The organism is Aeromonas sp. ASNIH1, from assembly GCF_002934285.1.
In the GTDB taxonomy this organism is placed as follows: Bacteria; Pseudomonadota; Gammaproteobacteria; order Enterobacterales; family Aeromonadaceae; genus Aeromonas; species Aeromonas caviae.
Genome location: NZ_CP026228.1, coordinates 2,798,061 through 2,811,086 on the forward strand (window position 1 = coordinate 2,798,061; position 13,026 = coordinate 2,811,086).

General features: G+C 65.0%; 15 protein-coding genes. 2 read left to right on the forward strand and 13 right to left on the reverse strand.

Annotation, left to right across the window (positions count from 1 at the left end):
• Positions 1-22: 22 nt before the first annotated feature.
• Positions 23-454 carry a DUF6314 family protein gene (locus tag C2U37_RS13715; protein WP_232092758.1) on the forward strand — a complete coding sequence of 144 codons (432 nt, stop codon included), beginning with the start codon at positions 23-25 and terminating at the stop codon, positions 452-454.
• 38 nt (positions 455-492) lie between these two features.
• Here the strand turns inward: C2U37_RS13715 and C2U37_RS13720 are convergent, their stop codons facing one another.
• On the reverse strand, positions 493-1,452 hold the full coding sequence (locus tag C2U37_RS13720) for a YeeE/YedE thiosulfate transporter family protein (RefSeq protein ID WP_103243971.1): 960 nt from the start codon (positions 1,450-1,452) through the stop codon (positions 493-495).
• Between the two features lie 26 nt (positions 1,453-1,478).
• On the reverse strand, positions 1,479-1,886 hold the full coding sequence (locus C2U37_RS13725; RefSeq protein ID WP_231082216.1) for a MarR family winged helix-turn-helix transcriptional regulator: 408 nt from the start codon (positions 1,884-1,886) through the stop codon (positions 1,479-1,481).
• Between the two features lie 382 nt (positions 1,887-2,268).
• Between C2U37_RS13725 and C2U37_RS13730 the strand changes: the two genes are divergently transcribed.
• Entirely contained in the window at positions 2,269-3,165 is an 897-nt protein-coding gene (locus C2U37_RS13730; protein ID WP_103243970.1) for a LysR family transcriptional regulator, read from the forward strand.
• On the opposite strand, the gene C2U37_RS13735 is transcribed toward C2U37_RS13730, so the two are convergent.
• The 11 genes from C2U37_RS13735 to trbB are packed head-to-tail and all read right to left on the reverse strand — an operon-like array spanning position 3,162 to position 12,945.
• Positions 3,162-3,401 (reverse strand): DUF2274 domain-containing protein, encoded by a 240-nt coding sequence (locus C2U37_RS13735; protein ID WP_018429611.1) that lies wholly within the window; start codon positions 3,399-3,401, stop codon positions 3,162-3,164. The genes C2U37_RS13730 and C2U37_RS13735 overlap by 4 nt on opposite strands.
• Positions 3,401-4,621 (reverse strand): TrbI/VirB10 family protein, encoded by a 1,221-nt coding sequence (locus C2U37_RS13740; protein WP_103243969.1) that lies wholly within the window; start codon positions 4,619-4,621, stop codon positions 3,401-3,403. The genes C2U37_RS13735 and C2U37_RS13740 overlap by 1 nt, the downstream gene beginning before the upstream one ends.
• The gene (gene trbG / locus C2U37_RS13745) at positions 4,618-5,667 is read right to left on the reverse strand and encodes a P-type conjugative transfer protein TrbG (RefSeq protein WP_011191356.1); all 1,050 of its coding nucleotides are present in this window, start codon (positions 5,665-5,667) and stop codon (positions 4,618-4,620) included. Before trbG ends, C2U37_RS13740 begins: the two co-directional genes overlap by 4 nt.
• A complete protein-coding gene (gene trbF, locus C2U37_RS13750; RefSeq protein ID WP_103243968.1) occupies positions 5,664-6,347 on the reverse strand; it encodes a conjugal transfer protein TrbF in 684 nt (227 codons plus the stop codon). The genes trbG and trbF overlap by 4 nt, the downstream gene beginning before the upstream one ends.
• Positions 6,347-7,711 carry a P-type conjugative transfer protein TrbL gene (gene trbL, locus C2U37_RS13755; RefSeq protein ID WP_103243967.1) on the reverse strand — a complete coding sequence of 455 codons (1,365 nt, stop codon included), beginning with the start codon at positions 7,709-7,711 and terminating at the stop codon, positions 6,347-6,349. Before trbL ends, trbF begins: the two co-directional genes overlap by 1 nt.
• A 4-nt stretch (positions 7,712-7,715) precedes the next feature.
• On the reverse strand, positions 7,716-8,105 hold the full coding sequence (gene trbK-alt, locus C2U37_RS13760; protein WP_103243966.1) for a putative entry exclusion protein TrbK-alt: 390 nt from the start codon (positions 8,103-8,105) through the stop codon (positions 7,716-7,718).
• A 10-nt stretch (positions 8,106-8,115) separates the two neighbouring features.
• A complete protein-coding gene (gene trbJ / locus C2U37_RS13765; RefSeq protein WP_066115942.1) occupies positions 8,116-8,886 on the reverse strand; it encodes a P-type conjugative transfer protein TrbJ in 771 nt (256 codons plus the stop codon).
• Entirely contained in the window at positions 8,883-11,339 is a 2,457-nt protein-coding gene (trbE, locus tag C2U37_RS13770) for a conjugal transfer protein TrbE (RefSeq protein ID WP_103243965.1), read from the reverse strand. The genes trbJ and trbE overlap by 4 nt, the downstream gene beginning before the upstream one ends.
• A 12-nt stretch (positions 11,340-11,351) precedes the next feature.
• On the reverse strand, positions 11,352-11,633 hold the full coding sequence (locus tag C2U37_RS13775) for a VirB3 family type IV secretion system protein (RefSeq protein ID WP_103243964.1): 282 nt from the start codon (positions 11,631-11,633) through the stop codon (positions 11,352-11,354).
• The gene (locus C2U37_RS13780) at positions 11,633-11,965 is read right to left on the reverse strand and encodes a TrbC/VirB2 family protein (protein WP_103243963.1); all 333 of its coding nucleotides are present in this window, start codon (positions 11,963-11,965) and stop codon (positions 11,633-11,635) included. Before C2U37_RS13780 ends, C2U37_RS13775 begins: the two co-directional genes overlap by 1 nt.
• Complete coding sequence (gene trbB, locus C2U37_RS13785) at positions 11,962-12,945, reverse strand: P-type conjugative transfer ATPase TrbB (RefSeq protein WP_103243962.1); 984 nt, start codon at positions 12,943-12,945, stop codon at positions 11,962-11,964. Before trbB ends, C2U37_RS13780 begins: the two co-directional genes overlap by 4 nt.
• Positions 12,946-13,026 lie beyond the last annotated feature (81 nt).

Genomic DNA, 13,026 nt, shown 5'->3' on the forward strand with positions numbered 1-13,026 from the left:
GTGGTCCTCTCGTGACGGCGGCGTGCAAATCCTGCAGAACCTCCGCGGGGCATGGATGCTCCGTCGCGATATCGAGCCCGGAGGCGCTCAGCTGCATGGCGACGCGGTCTTCGCCCGTTTCGGCGAAGGCGCGCTCGCTTATCGAGAGAGCGGCATTCTCACACTGGCAGATGGCAGAGTATTCTCCGCGTGCCGGCAGTATCGCTATCGCTTGAGCGAGGACAGTGTTGTCGTCGAGTTCGCAGACGGACCTCATATCGGGACGCAGTTCCTCAGCTTGAGTTTCTCGCGGACGGATACCGGGTTGGAAGCGAGTGGCGTCTATGCCTGCGGAGACGACACCTACCATGCAACCTACAGGATTCTGGGGCCGGCGGCCTTTGAAGTGGTCATCATGGTCCAAGGGCCTGCAAAGGCATACGAGCTAGTCAGCCGATATTCCCGGTCGGGATAAATGCTCATGTCAGGAGGGCAAGTCCTCTGTTGCCCTTATCATGGCCGTGAAAGGCAGCGCCGGAATAACTTACCACGCGCTGCAAATCCGAAGACGATTGTCGTCGTCATCAGAAGGTAGGCGACTATCCCACCAGGTGAAAGAGTCGGAACCGCTGCGAGGATCAACCCATCATTCCCGCCGGGTATGAGCGCGATGCCGATACCCATCAATGTGCCGCCGACGATAGATCGCAGAATGCCATTGGCTGTCGGCAGTTGGAGACGCAGATTGCCTTGGCGAAAGGAGGCGGTTAGGGCGCCTGCGATCGAAGAGATCACCGCAGTGAGCGCGACCTCGCCGGCCGGCGACATTCTGAGAGGAAGGGCGCGTTGAATCACGTCTGCGAAGGTCCAGGCCGGCGAGAGTGCATATAGAAGTCCGCCAGTGATACCGAGTCCAATCATCGAAGCGCCGAACGACCAACCCGGCTTTGTTCGCAGAACGCTCTTCGTGGAAACGAAAACGAGTGCCAGCACGAGCACAACTAGGAAGGCTAGGAGAGTAACGAGGCCTGTTGCGCTCGGTTTGGAGATTAAGCTTGGCCATGTTGAATCGTAGCCGAACCTGCCATGGTCGGCAACCAAGATACCAATCGTTAATCCCAAGGGTAGAGCTAGAAGTCGCATCTCCCCATCCCCAAGCCGCGCCAGCGATCCGAGCAGGCATGTGTCATTAATGAGTGCGCCGAGGCCGAAGGCGATGGCGCCGATGAGCAGGAGGAAATTGATGCTGGTCGAGGGTGCGAGTGTTGCGCCCAGTGTTCCCGTCCAGACTATCGGGACCGCAACCAGGCCTGCCGCTGCCGACGCTGCGAGAAATCCGACGAACATTTTCGGCGGCTGTCTTCTGTGTAACTCATGAGCGGCCACCACTAAACAGGTTCCGCCTTGGTTCGCCGCATATCCGAACCCGAAGGCAAGTACGCATAGAAGAAGTTCGAGCGCAAACGATCCCATTATTTCAAGCCTGCCTGATCATATCGTCAGCCTTCTGATGCGACGTTCCAGCGTGGCGAGCGCCCCGGCTTAGCTTTACCACGGGAAGGCGCGATCCTGCTGTAGCCGCACAGATGGCAAAGGCTGACCGAGCCATCTTTGTCGAAGCCGTTTGCCACAAGGAGCCGCTCCGACAGCATGCCTAGAATGTCGAGGTCATTGGGCGACAGGGGCGAAATACATTCGGAGATCACCTGCTCCCGTGCCTTGAGCAAGGCGTCCGTTATCTTCTTCCCCGAATTGGTGAGGTGAATGAAGCGCGCCCGCCTGTCGGTGATTTGTCTTCGTCGTTCCACCAACTGTTCGCGCTCGAGCCTATCGATCAATCGCACCGTCCCGGCATGAGAAAGCCCGATCGAGGTAGCCAAAACGCTGATCGGCAGTCCGGGCTCCATGCTGAGTAACACCATCACGGCGGTCCCCGGGCCGCTTGGTGAAAACGAGGCCGAGACACTGGCGATGCTGTCTGCAACCGCCAACGCGAGTGCACCTAAATGGTACTTGGCGACCTCAGGCTCCATACCGCAAGAATATATGCTTCGCGCATAGACTTCAAGCGTGTGAAAATGTATGACCGCCGCATGCATCTATGACAGATTCGGACATGGTCATGCTCATTGAGGGGCTCAGCTCGGATTCCACATCTGAGATCAACGGACGTGCTCGTTCCCCAGGCGCTAGCGGGGGTGGGCTCGATGAAAGTGGACGTGCATGGGTGCCGCTCACCGGGCGCAGGCGGTTCGCCGATGAGACCGCCGGTATGATCGGACGGGTCTCATGCCCGACCTGACTCTTGATCTCCGATACCTGAAGTACGCCGTTCAGGTCGCCGAGGCCGGCAGCTTCCGCCGAGCGGCGGAGCGCCTATCGATATCGCAATCCACCGTCAGCCGACGTGTGCAGCTGTTTGAGCGCCAACTTGGCTTTTCTCTCTTCAAGCGTACGCGAGCGGGGGCAGGGCTGACTCCAGAAGGTGAGCGCTTCCTTCAACAAGCGGTGGTGGGAGCGCGCTACCTTCGTAACGCCGCAACGGAGATCCGCTCCGCGCGGAAACTCAAGACCGGGCTCGTGAGGTTTGGAATGCTTGAAGCGTTCCCGGCGTGCCCGATCATCAACATTCTCTCGGCATTCAGAAATAGACATCCGACGATCGAGGTAAAGCTTGAGGAAGGCACTTCAGAAGAAAACACTTTGGGGGTGAAGCGCGGATTACTGGACGCAGCAATCAGCCTGAGTGCGAGCAAGAGCCCTCAGTTCCAAGTTCGACGTCTCTGCGAACCAGATCTGTTCGTGGCATTGTCCCCGCTTCACGAGTTGGCAGCACGGCCACAGCTGTCGTGGGAGGACATTTGTGACGAAGTCTTCCTCGTTCGCTCGGATGGCGCTGGGCGTGAGCTCGCTGGCATACTCCGGCGCATGGTGGGCGCCGGAGACGGAGCGGTTCAACTCTCGATCCAACAAGTCAGCCGAGAAACCCTGCTGACGATGGTCGAACAGGGCTTCGGCTTGACCATCACCAGCGTGATCTACCGGCCGGATATCGCGTTGATCCCGCTCCCATCGGCGCGGGCGCCGACGGCCGCTATAATTTCTTCCAGTGACAACGACAACCCGACTCTGCCGCTGCTGCTGAAGTGTTTCGACACCCCCTCTAGAGCGGGGACCACGGATTAATCGGCGCTCCCCGGCGTCAACGTTCGCCTGGCTTTGGCGAAGCCACGGTCTGTCGCGATGAACCGTTGTAACATCGGGACGATTAACCGAGCTGGGTCAACAGCGGACTGACCTTGCTCTCGGCCCAATAGGTGGGCGTAGTCAACAAGGTCCTGGTGGAGAGCTGCAGGTAGCTCGACCTGTACCTTAAGCGGCTTGTCGTCCGCGATGGGGCCTAGCTTAAGCTTCGACATCATCAACCTCCATATGGCTCCAGTACCAAGTCTCGCGTCACGATAACGCGCACGGGAAATCCGGGCCGAATAGTGATCGTGGGCGCGACGTTGAGCTGACGCCTCACAATCTGCTGCCCTGCGTCGTTGATGGTGTCCTGCCCACCGTTCCGGATCGCCTGAACGAGCTGATCGTCGTTGTCGACCGCGAGTTCGGCGCCGACGCTCAGCAGTGTCGACAATCCCGCAGCCTTGGCCAGATCCCACCAATGGTAATCGACGCCATCCTGCAGCCCGGCGAACCCTTCAGCGTCAGCACCAGGCTGGCGCTCGAGAACGATCGAGCGCCCGTTCGGGAAGACGAGCCGAGTCCAGACGAGCAGGACTCGGCTCTGGCCGAACTGCACGTTGTTGTCGTACTGCCCGACCACACGAGTGCCTTGCGGCACAAGCAAGATACGGCCGGTTGGGCTGTCGTAGATGTTTTCGGTGACCTGCGCGGTGATCTGGCCGGGTAGATCGGATCGGATGCCGGTGATCAGCGCCGCGGATATCACTGCTCCCGCCTGAAGGACGTTCGGCGATACTGGCGCAGCGACGCGATCGGGCGCAACCGTCCTGCGATCGGCCGCGGCGTTCAGAAACGCGTTCTGCCGGTCCTGCGCCGAGGGCGTGGCGGGCGGCGGAGCGAGGCCAATGCTCGCCAAATCCGGCACCGGCGCGAGCGCTGGGGCAGCTCCCGCAGCAGCGGGTGTGCCCCGGCTTTCCGATCCGGAGAAGAGACGGCTGGTGCGCGCGGTCTCGATTTCCTGAAGGCGGCGCTGCTCTTCCGGGCTGATGCCGGGATTGGGCGTGGCCGTCCCGGGTGTGGGCACCGGCTGTCCGCGATCCTGGGTACTAAGGATCGGCCGGCCGAGGTCACCGGGAAGAGGGGGACCGAGCTGTGGCACGCCACTGTAATCTCGCGGCAGGCCGGCCAGTCCGTCAGCGGTCGAGCGGTTCTCGGTCGAATAGAGTTCGTCGTTCGGCCGACCGGCGTCGCGGGTCTGAAGCGCGTAGATCAGCGCACCTCCGAGCCCGACGCTGGCGACAAGACCGAGGCCGGCGAGAACCTTCCGCGACAACCGGGTGACGCGGGGCGGTTCGGCCCGCAGCCGCATCGGCGCAGGCCCGACCGGCTCGCCGGTCAGGGGCTGCGCATCGTCGTCCGGCACTTCCTCAATCCGGGGCGGGTTCTCGCTCACGAGGTCGGCCTCCCGTCTGTGCGGACGATCCTGACGCGCTTCTGCTCGCGGCCGGAGCCGAAGCGAAGTTCGGCAGCCGCGAACAGACGATCAACGATCATGTGGTGGCCGCGAACGCGATAGTTCACGAGCTCAGAGGTGTTGCCCTCGGGGCCGACGACGAAGAGTGGCGGCATCTCGCCCTGACCGATGCCGCGCGGAAACTCGATAAAGACCTGGCGTCCGTCGTCGAAGGCGCGCAGCGGCCGCCACGGCGCACGGTCGCCCTCGATCGCATAGCGGAAGTTGACGTTCGCGAGATCGACGCCGCTCGCCACCGGCTGGGCCGCCTGCGCCTCGGCGTTCTGACGGCGCAGCGCAATGAGCTGGTCTTGCGGATACTGCCATGAGACCGACGCCATATAGGTGCGCTCTGTCGAGCGCAGCTCCATGTGATAGGTGCGCATGTTGGTGTTGATGACGAGGTTTGTCATCAGGTCGGCGCGGGTGGGCTTTACTAGGATGTGGATCTGGCGCGTTGCCCCCGATCCGCTCTCGGTGTCGCCGATGATCCAGCGCACTGTGTCGCCGGCGGCCACCGGGCCTGCGCCGACAAGCTGCTCCCCGGGTTGGAGCGCGATGTCGGTGATCTGCCCGACGGCGGTATAGACTTGATAAAGCGCCCCTTGAGTCCACGGGTAGACCTGCATCGAGTTAATGAAGCCGTCGCGCACCGGCTGGACTCGTGCCGCCTCGTTTGCCTGGTTGACGCGAGCGGTCGGATTAGAAGGCTCCGGGGCACGCCGCGTCTCCTCCACACGCTGCAATTGGCCAGGCAGCGGCAGCGGCCGGGGCAGCTCGACCACGGTGACCGGCGCGGGTGGATCGACGGTCTGCACCGCCGGAGCCGCATTGTCGTAGGAAATCTCCGGCGGCGGATTGGTGGTCGCGCAGCCCGCGAGCGCGGTCGCCGCTAGCAGAACGACCGGGAATGCGGCTCTACGGAGAGCCGGGAGTACGTGTGTGTGTGAAGCCGGGTTTCCGGCTTTACGGAAATACGGCTTCATTGCCCAAGCTCCCGTGACCAGTTGATGGCGTTGACGTAGATGCCGAGCGGGTTCGCCCTGAGCCGGTCGGCGTTTCGGGGGATCTGCACGACGATCGTCAGGATCGCGGTCCAGCGCGTGGTCTCGGCGAGCTGGCCATTTTCGTATCGGCGCTCGACCCAGGCGACGCGGAAGCTGTCCGGGGACGCGCGGATGACGCTGGAGACGTCGACAGCGACCTGCTGCCGGCCGACCCGTGTAAAGGGGTCGTTGGAGCGGGCGTAGTCATTGAGCGCCATGGCGCCGCGGTCAGTCGTGAAGTCGTAGGCGCGCAGCCAGTTCTGCCGGACGATGATCGCATCGGCCGGAATGCTCCGGACCTGCTCGATGAAGCGCGCTAGGTGGAAGGCAATCTGCGGATCGGTCGGACGATAGTCGGCCTCGGCGGGCGCGACGGCCTGCGCCTGACCGATGCGATCGACTTGGACCACCCAGGGTACGATCGTCCCGCGTGCTGACTGCACGACGAGCGCGATGGCGAACCCGGCCGATAGGATCAGCGAGCCGAACGCCATGAGCCGCCAGTTCTTGGCCTGCACGCGCGAGGCGCCGATGCGCTCATCCCAGACCTGGGTGGCGCGTTGATAGGGCGTCGCCGGCTCGGGGGCCTTGCCATAATGGGTAGAGGGTCGTTTGAACATCAGCGATCGCCTTCGGAAAGATTGATGGAAGAGCCGCCGCCGTGGGCGTCGCCGGAGCGGACGGCATGGGCCGTGGCCTGGACGGCATGGGTCACGTGCTGGGATCGGCGCATCCGCTGCGCCCAGGCCGGCGGACCGCCGGCGTTCGCGGAACCGGCGGCAGCGGCGCCATCACCGGCCGCGTCACCGCCGATCGAGCCCATGGTGGAAGTGCCGCCTGTCGCCTCAAAGGCGGCCTTGCCGCCAGCGTTGAAGCTTGAGCGCATGCTTTCGGCGGCACGCGATGCGGCGCGACGCAGAGGTGAGACGGCGGCGCTGCCGCCGGCACGCACGACCCCGCCGAGACCGGAAGCGACACCGACCGCGCCGGCCTGCCCGGCTGAGCCAAGGCTGTAAGCGGTGGACGCGCCGCCGGCGATCGCAGCACCGCCACGAGCGGCGGCGGCGGCACCACCGGCCAGCGCAGCACCACCCGACGCAGCGGCGCCGACGGCGCCAGCGCCGAGCGCGACCATGCCGCCTGCGGCCAGGCCAGTGCCGACTGCTGCTCCGGCGCTGAGCTGGGGACCACCGGAGACGATGCCGCTTGCAATACCGGGACCGAAGATACCGAGGCCGAGCAGCGACAGCGCGGCGAGCACGATCGCCATCGCTTCGTCGATTGTCGGGTTCTGGCCGCCGAAACCGGATGTGAATTCTGAGAAGAGCGTCGAGCCGATGCCGATGATGACGGCCAGCACCAGCACCTTGATGCCGGAGGAGATGACGTTGCCGAGCACGCGTTCGGCCATGAAGGCCGACTTGCCGAACAGGCCGAACGGGATCAGCACGAAGCCGGCGAGCGTCGTCAGCTTGAACTCGATGAGCGTGACGAAGAGCTGGATGGCGAGGATGAAAAAAGCGAGCAGCACCAGCGCCCAGGCCAGGAACATGCAGGCGATCTGGATGAAGTTCTCGAAGAACGACCAGTAGCCCATGAGGCTGGAGATGGAATCGAGCAGCGGCCGTCCGGCGTCGAGCCCGGTCTGAGCGACCTTGCCAGGGCGCAAGAGGTCGGCCGTGGTGAACCCGGTGCCGCTAGCCTTCAGGCCGAGGCCGGCGAAGCTCTCGAAAATGATCCGGGCGAGGTTGTTCCAATTACCGATGATGTAGGCGAACACGCCGACGAACAGCGTCTTCTTCACCAGGCGGGCCATGATGTCGTCGTCGGCGCCCCAGCTCCAGAACAGCGCCGCCAGCGTCACGTCGATGACGATCAGGGTGGTGGCGATGAAGGCGACTTCGCCGCTGAGTAGCCCGAATCCGCTGTCGATGTAGCGGGTGAAGACCTCAAGAAAATGGTCAATGACGCCGGTGCCGCCCATGATCTTATCTCGCCTCGTCGAGCTGCGGCGGCGCGATCGGTGCGGCGGGCTCGAAGGCCGGCTGATCGGTGCGGTCCGATTGGGGTATGAGAGTGTTTCGCGGCGCTGGCGGGATGTCCGGCAAGCGCTCGGTAGGTCGCGCGCCGGGCGCGAGGAAGCGGTTGCGGTTTTCGGCCCAGGCCCGCAGGCACGCCGGATCGCGCGGCCCCGCTTCGCCGAGCACCTGGCAGCGGATCATTTCGTCGCGCAACGGATCGCCCTGCGCTTGGGTGGTCCGGTCGGACGGCCACGCCTCCCGCACTTCCTCTTTCCGGTTCATCTCGATCGCGGTCGCAGTGATCGCGACGGCCACGAACACCACAGCGCCGAGCCGTGCGAGCATCTTGCCGTCCATGGCCGCGCCCTCAGTTGCCGTTCGGGAACATGCGGGCGTTGCCGGGCTGATAGCCGGTGCCCGGCGTCAGGAACCGTCGGCGCTGTTCGCGACCCTGTTCGGCCGCGGCAGATCGCTCGGCCTCGGACAGGCTTTGCGCCCGGCCGTTGGCGGCAACGACGGCGGTGAGATCGGCAAGCTGCTGCGCTTGCAGCGCGAGAAGCTGGTTGCCGGCCTGCGTCGCCTGCAGCGCTCCCGTCGCGCCCTGGCTCTGGCCGACCAGTGACGACATCTCGGCGCGGTTGGTGTCGATGTTGCCGACCACGCCGGCCTGGACGCGCATGGCGTCCTGCAGGCCGCCGACCGTGTTCTGCCAGCGCTCCCGCGCCTGCGCCACGAGCGCCTGGTCGGAGGCGGACATGGAGGCGTTGCCGTAGGTCGACGTGAACGCCTGGTCGATGCGCTGGACGTCGTAGGCGATTCCCTGCGCCTGTTGCAGGAGCTGCTGGGTGCGCTGAACCGACTGCTGAAGCTGCTGGAGCGAGGAGTATGGCAGGCTGGCGAGGTTGCGGGCCTGGTTGATCAGCATCGTCGCTTCGTTCTGAAGCTGGGTGATCTGCTGATTGACCTGCTGGAGGGTGCGCGCCGCCGTCAGGACGTTCTGCGCATAGTTGGTCGGATCGTAGACGATCCATTGCGCAGCGGCGGGAGTGCTGAGGATCGGCGAAAGCGCGATCGGCGCGGCAAGCAGCGCTGCGGTGATACGCAGTGCAAGCGAGCGGGATTGAGTAGAACGGGTCATGGGCGTGTCTCCGGATCGGTTTGGGGGATGACATTGGTGAGGTCGGCGATGAGGTCCGCGGCCCAGGCAAGCCGGTTCTCGGCGAGCCACTCAGCGAGGAAGCCATCCGTGCCGCTGCGGGCGTGAACGTCCGCGATCAGCGCCTGGTGCTGCTTGGACGACGCGGCGCAGAGCGCGAGCGCCACGTCCGACAGCCCCAGCTCGAACAGCCGGTTGCCGCGCCGCGACTGGCAGTAATAGTCGCGCTTAGGCATCGCCCGCGCGAGGATCTCGATCTGGCGATCGTTGAGCCCAAAGCGGCGATAGATGGCGGTGATCTGCGGCTCGATCGCGCGTTCGTTCGGCAGCAGGATGCGAGTCTGACAGCTCTCGATGATGGCTGGCGCGATCGCTGAGCCGTCGATGTCGGAGAGCGACTGCGTCGCGAAGATGACGCTGGCGTTCTTCTTGCGCAGCGTCTTCAGCCACTCGCGGAGCTGACCGGCGAAACCCTCGTCGTCTAGCGCCAGCCAGCCTTCATCGACGATCAGCAGCGTGGGGCGACCGTCGAGGCGGTCCTCGATGCGGTGGAAGAGATAGGCGAGCACGGCGGCGGCGGCGCCCGTGCCGATCAACCCTTCTGTTTCGAAGACCTGGACATTCGCTTCGCCCAGATGCTCGGCCTCGGCGTCGAGCAACCGGCCATAGGGACCGCCGACGCAATAGGGCCGAAGCGCCTGCTTCAGGTCGTTGGACTGCAGCAGGACGGACAGGCCGGTGAGCGTCCGCTCGTTGATCGGCGCGGACGCCAGCGAGGAGAGCGCCGACCAGAGATGCTCCTTCACCTCGGGCGTGACCGGCATGCTCTCTCGCCCCAGGATCGCGACCAGCCAGTCGGCGGCCCAGGCACGTTCGGCGACATCGTCGATCCGGGCCAGCGGCTGAAGCGACACGCTGTCGTCGGCGCCTTCGGTCAGGCCGCCGCCGAGATCGTGCCAGTCGCCCCGCATGGCGAGCGCGGCTGCTCGGATCGATCCCCCGAAGTCGAAGGCGAAGACCTGGGATTGTGGATAGCGCCGGAACTGAAGCGCCATCAGCGCGAGCAAAACGGATTTTCCGGCGCCGGTCGGACCGACGATCAGCGTATGGCCGACATCGCCGACATGGATGGAAAGCCGGAACGGGGTCGAGCCTTCGGTTCTGCCGTAAAGCAGTGGGGGTGCATCGAAGTGCTCGTCCCGTTCCGGTCCCGCCCACACCGCCGACAGCGGGATCATGTGGGCGAGATTCAATGTGGAGATCGGAGGTTGCCTGACATTGGCGTAGACATGGCCGGGCAGCGAGCCGAGCCAGGCGTCCACGGCGTTGATCGTCTCGGGCATGGCGGTGAAGTCGCGGCCCTGGATGACCTTCTCGACCATCCGCAGCTTCTCGGCTGCAATGCGCGGATCATCGTCCCAGACGGTGATCGTCGCGGTGACATAGGCCTGGCCGGCGTAGTCGGCGCCCAGCTCCTGCAACGCCATATCGGCGTCGGCGGCCTTGTTGGCCGCATCGGTATCGACCAGCGCAGAGGCCTCGTTGGTCATCACCTCCTTGAGGATGGCGGCGATCGACTTGCGCTTGGCGAACCACTGACGCCTGATCTTCGTCAGCAGCTTGGTGGCGTCGGTCTTGTCGAGCAGGACGGCGCGTGTTGACCAGCGATAGGGAAAGGCCAGCCGGTTCAGCTCATCGAGGATGCCGGGCGTGGTCGCGGTCGGGAAGCCGACAATGGTGAGGATGCGGACATGTGCGTCGCCGAGCCGGGGTTCGAGCCCACCGGTCAGGGGCTGATCGGCCAGCAGCGCATCGAGATATATCGGCGTCTCGGGCACGCGGACGCGGTGCCGCTTGGTCGAGACGGTCGAATGCAGATAGGTCAGCGTCTCGCCGTCATCGAGCCAGGCGCATTCCGGCATGAAGGCGTCGATGAGCTGAAGGATGCGATCGGTGCGGTCTGCGAAGCCGCGCAGGATCTCGTGCGCATCGACGCCAGCGTGATCGCGACCCTCATAGAGCCAGGTCTCTGCGCGCGCCGCGTCTTCGGCCGGGGGAAGGTAGAGGAAGGTGAGGAAGTAGCTCGATTCGAAGTGCGCGCCGGCTTCCTCGAAGTCGGCTTTCCGTTCGGCGTCGACCAAGGCCGACGCGCTGTCGGCGAACACGCTGGCCGGATAGGTCGCGGCACCATGGCGCTGCGCCTCGACGAAGATGGCCCAGCCGGAGCCCAGGCGACGGAAGGCGTTGTTGAGGCGCCCGGCGACCGCGACCAGCTCGGCCGGAACGGCACTGTCGAGGTCGGGTCCGCGAAACCGTGCAGTTCGCTGCAAGCTGCCGTCCTTGTTCAGGACGATGCCTTCGCCGACCAGAGCGACCCAGGGCAGGAAGTCGGCGAGACGGGTATTGCGGTTGCGATATTCGGCGAGGTTCATCATCGGCGTCGCTCCTCAAACCGACAGGTGGCCGGGGATGCGCAGATGTTTGCGCACGACATCGACGAACTGCGGATCGCGCTTGGCCGCCCAGACGGCCGCGAAATGACCGAGAGCCCAAAGGCCCAGGCCGACCAGCCAGAGGCGGAGGCCAAGGCCGAGCGCGGCTGCCAGCGTGCCGTTGAGAATGGCGATCGAGCGCGGAGCGCCGCCGAGCAGGATGTGCTCGGTCAGCGACCGATGGACCGGGACCGAGAAGCCCGCCAGCTCGCCATGATGATCTGCGCCGTTGGCCATCAGACGAGCGCCCCGCCGCCGAACGAGAAGAAGGACAGGAAGAAGCTGGACGCAGCGAAGGCGATCGACAGGCCGAAGACGATTTGGATGAGCTTGCGCGCGCCGCCCGACGTGTCGCCGAAGGCCAGCGTCAGGCCGGTGATGATGATGATCATCACCGCGATAATTTTGGCGACCGGGCCCTCGATGGATTCGAGGATGGACTGTAGCGGGGCCTCCCAGGGCATTTGGGAGCCGGAAGCGTGAGCGGCAGGCGCGAGCGCCAGCGAGACGAAGGTGACGGATACCGCAGTCGCGATATGGCGGCGGAAACGCAGGGCATGCTGGATCATGACGGACCTCCTGTGAGGGGCTGGCTTGCGGGCGTGACGCGGTAGTCGCCGTCGGGGCCAAGGCCCTCGATGCGGGCGAGTTCGGCGAGGCGGCGCGACGTGCCCCGGCCGGAAAGCACGGCGACGAGATCGATCGTCTCGGCGATCAGGGCGCGCGGGACGGTGACGACGGCTTCCTGGATGAGCTGCTCCATCCGACGCAGCGCGCCGATGCCCGTACCCGCGTGGATGGTTCCGACACCGCCGGGGTGTCCTGTGCCCCAGGCCTTCAGCAGATCGAGGGCCTCGGCTCCCCGGACCTCGCCGATCGGAATCCGATCAGGGCGCAGGCGAAGAGAGGAGCGGACAAGATCGGAGAGCGAGGCGACGCCGTCTTTGGTCCGCATGGCGACGAGGTTCGGCGCGGCGCATTGCAGTTCGCGCGTGTCTTCGATCAGGACGACGCGGTCGGAGGTCTTCGAGACCTCAGCCAGCAAAGCGTTGGTGAGGGTCGTCTTGCCGGTCGAGGTGCCGCCGGCGACGAGGATGTTGCGCCGATCGGCGACGGCCTGGCGCAGCGTCTCGGCCTGATGCGCCGCCATGATCCCGGCGGCGACATAGTCGTCGAGCGTGAACACGGCGACGGCCGGCTTGCGGATCGCGAAGGCCGGGGCGGACACGACGGGCGGCAACAGCCCCTCGAACCGCTCCCCCGTTTCGGGCAACTCGGCTGAGACACGTGGGGCGCCGGGATGAACCTCGGCCCCGACATGATGGGCGACGAGGCGGATGATCCGCTCGCCGTCTGACGGCGACAACAGTTCACCCGTGTCGGAAAGTCCTTCGGAAAGCCGGTCGACCCAGAGCCGCCCAACGGGGTTGAGCATCACCTCGACGATCGCGGGGTCTTCCAGAAACCGGGCGATCGCCGGCCCGAGGGCCGTGCGCAGCATGCGCGCGCCGCGAAGGATCGCCTCCGATTTCTGGTGAGTGGCCGCCACGTCGTCCCCGTTCTCTTGCGGGACCGCGACATGCGGCCCTGGATCGGGGATGAGTAGAAGAGGCAGAAATCATGGCCTGAC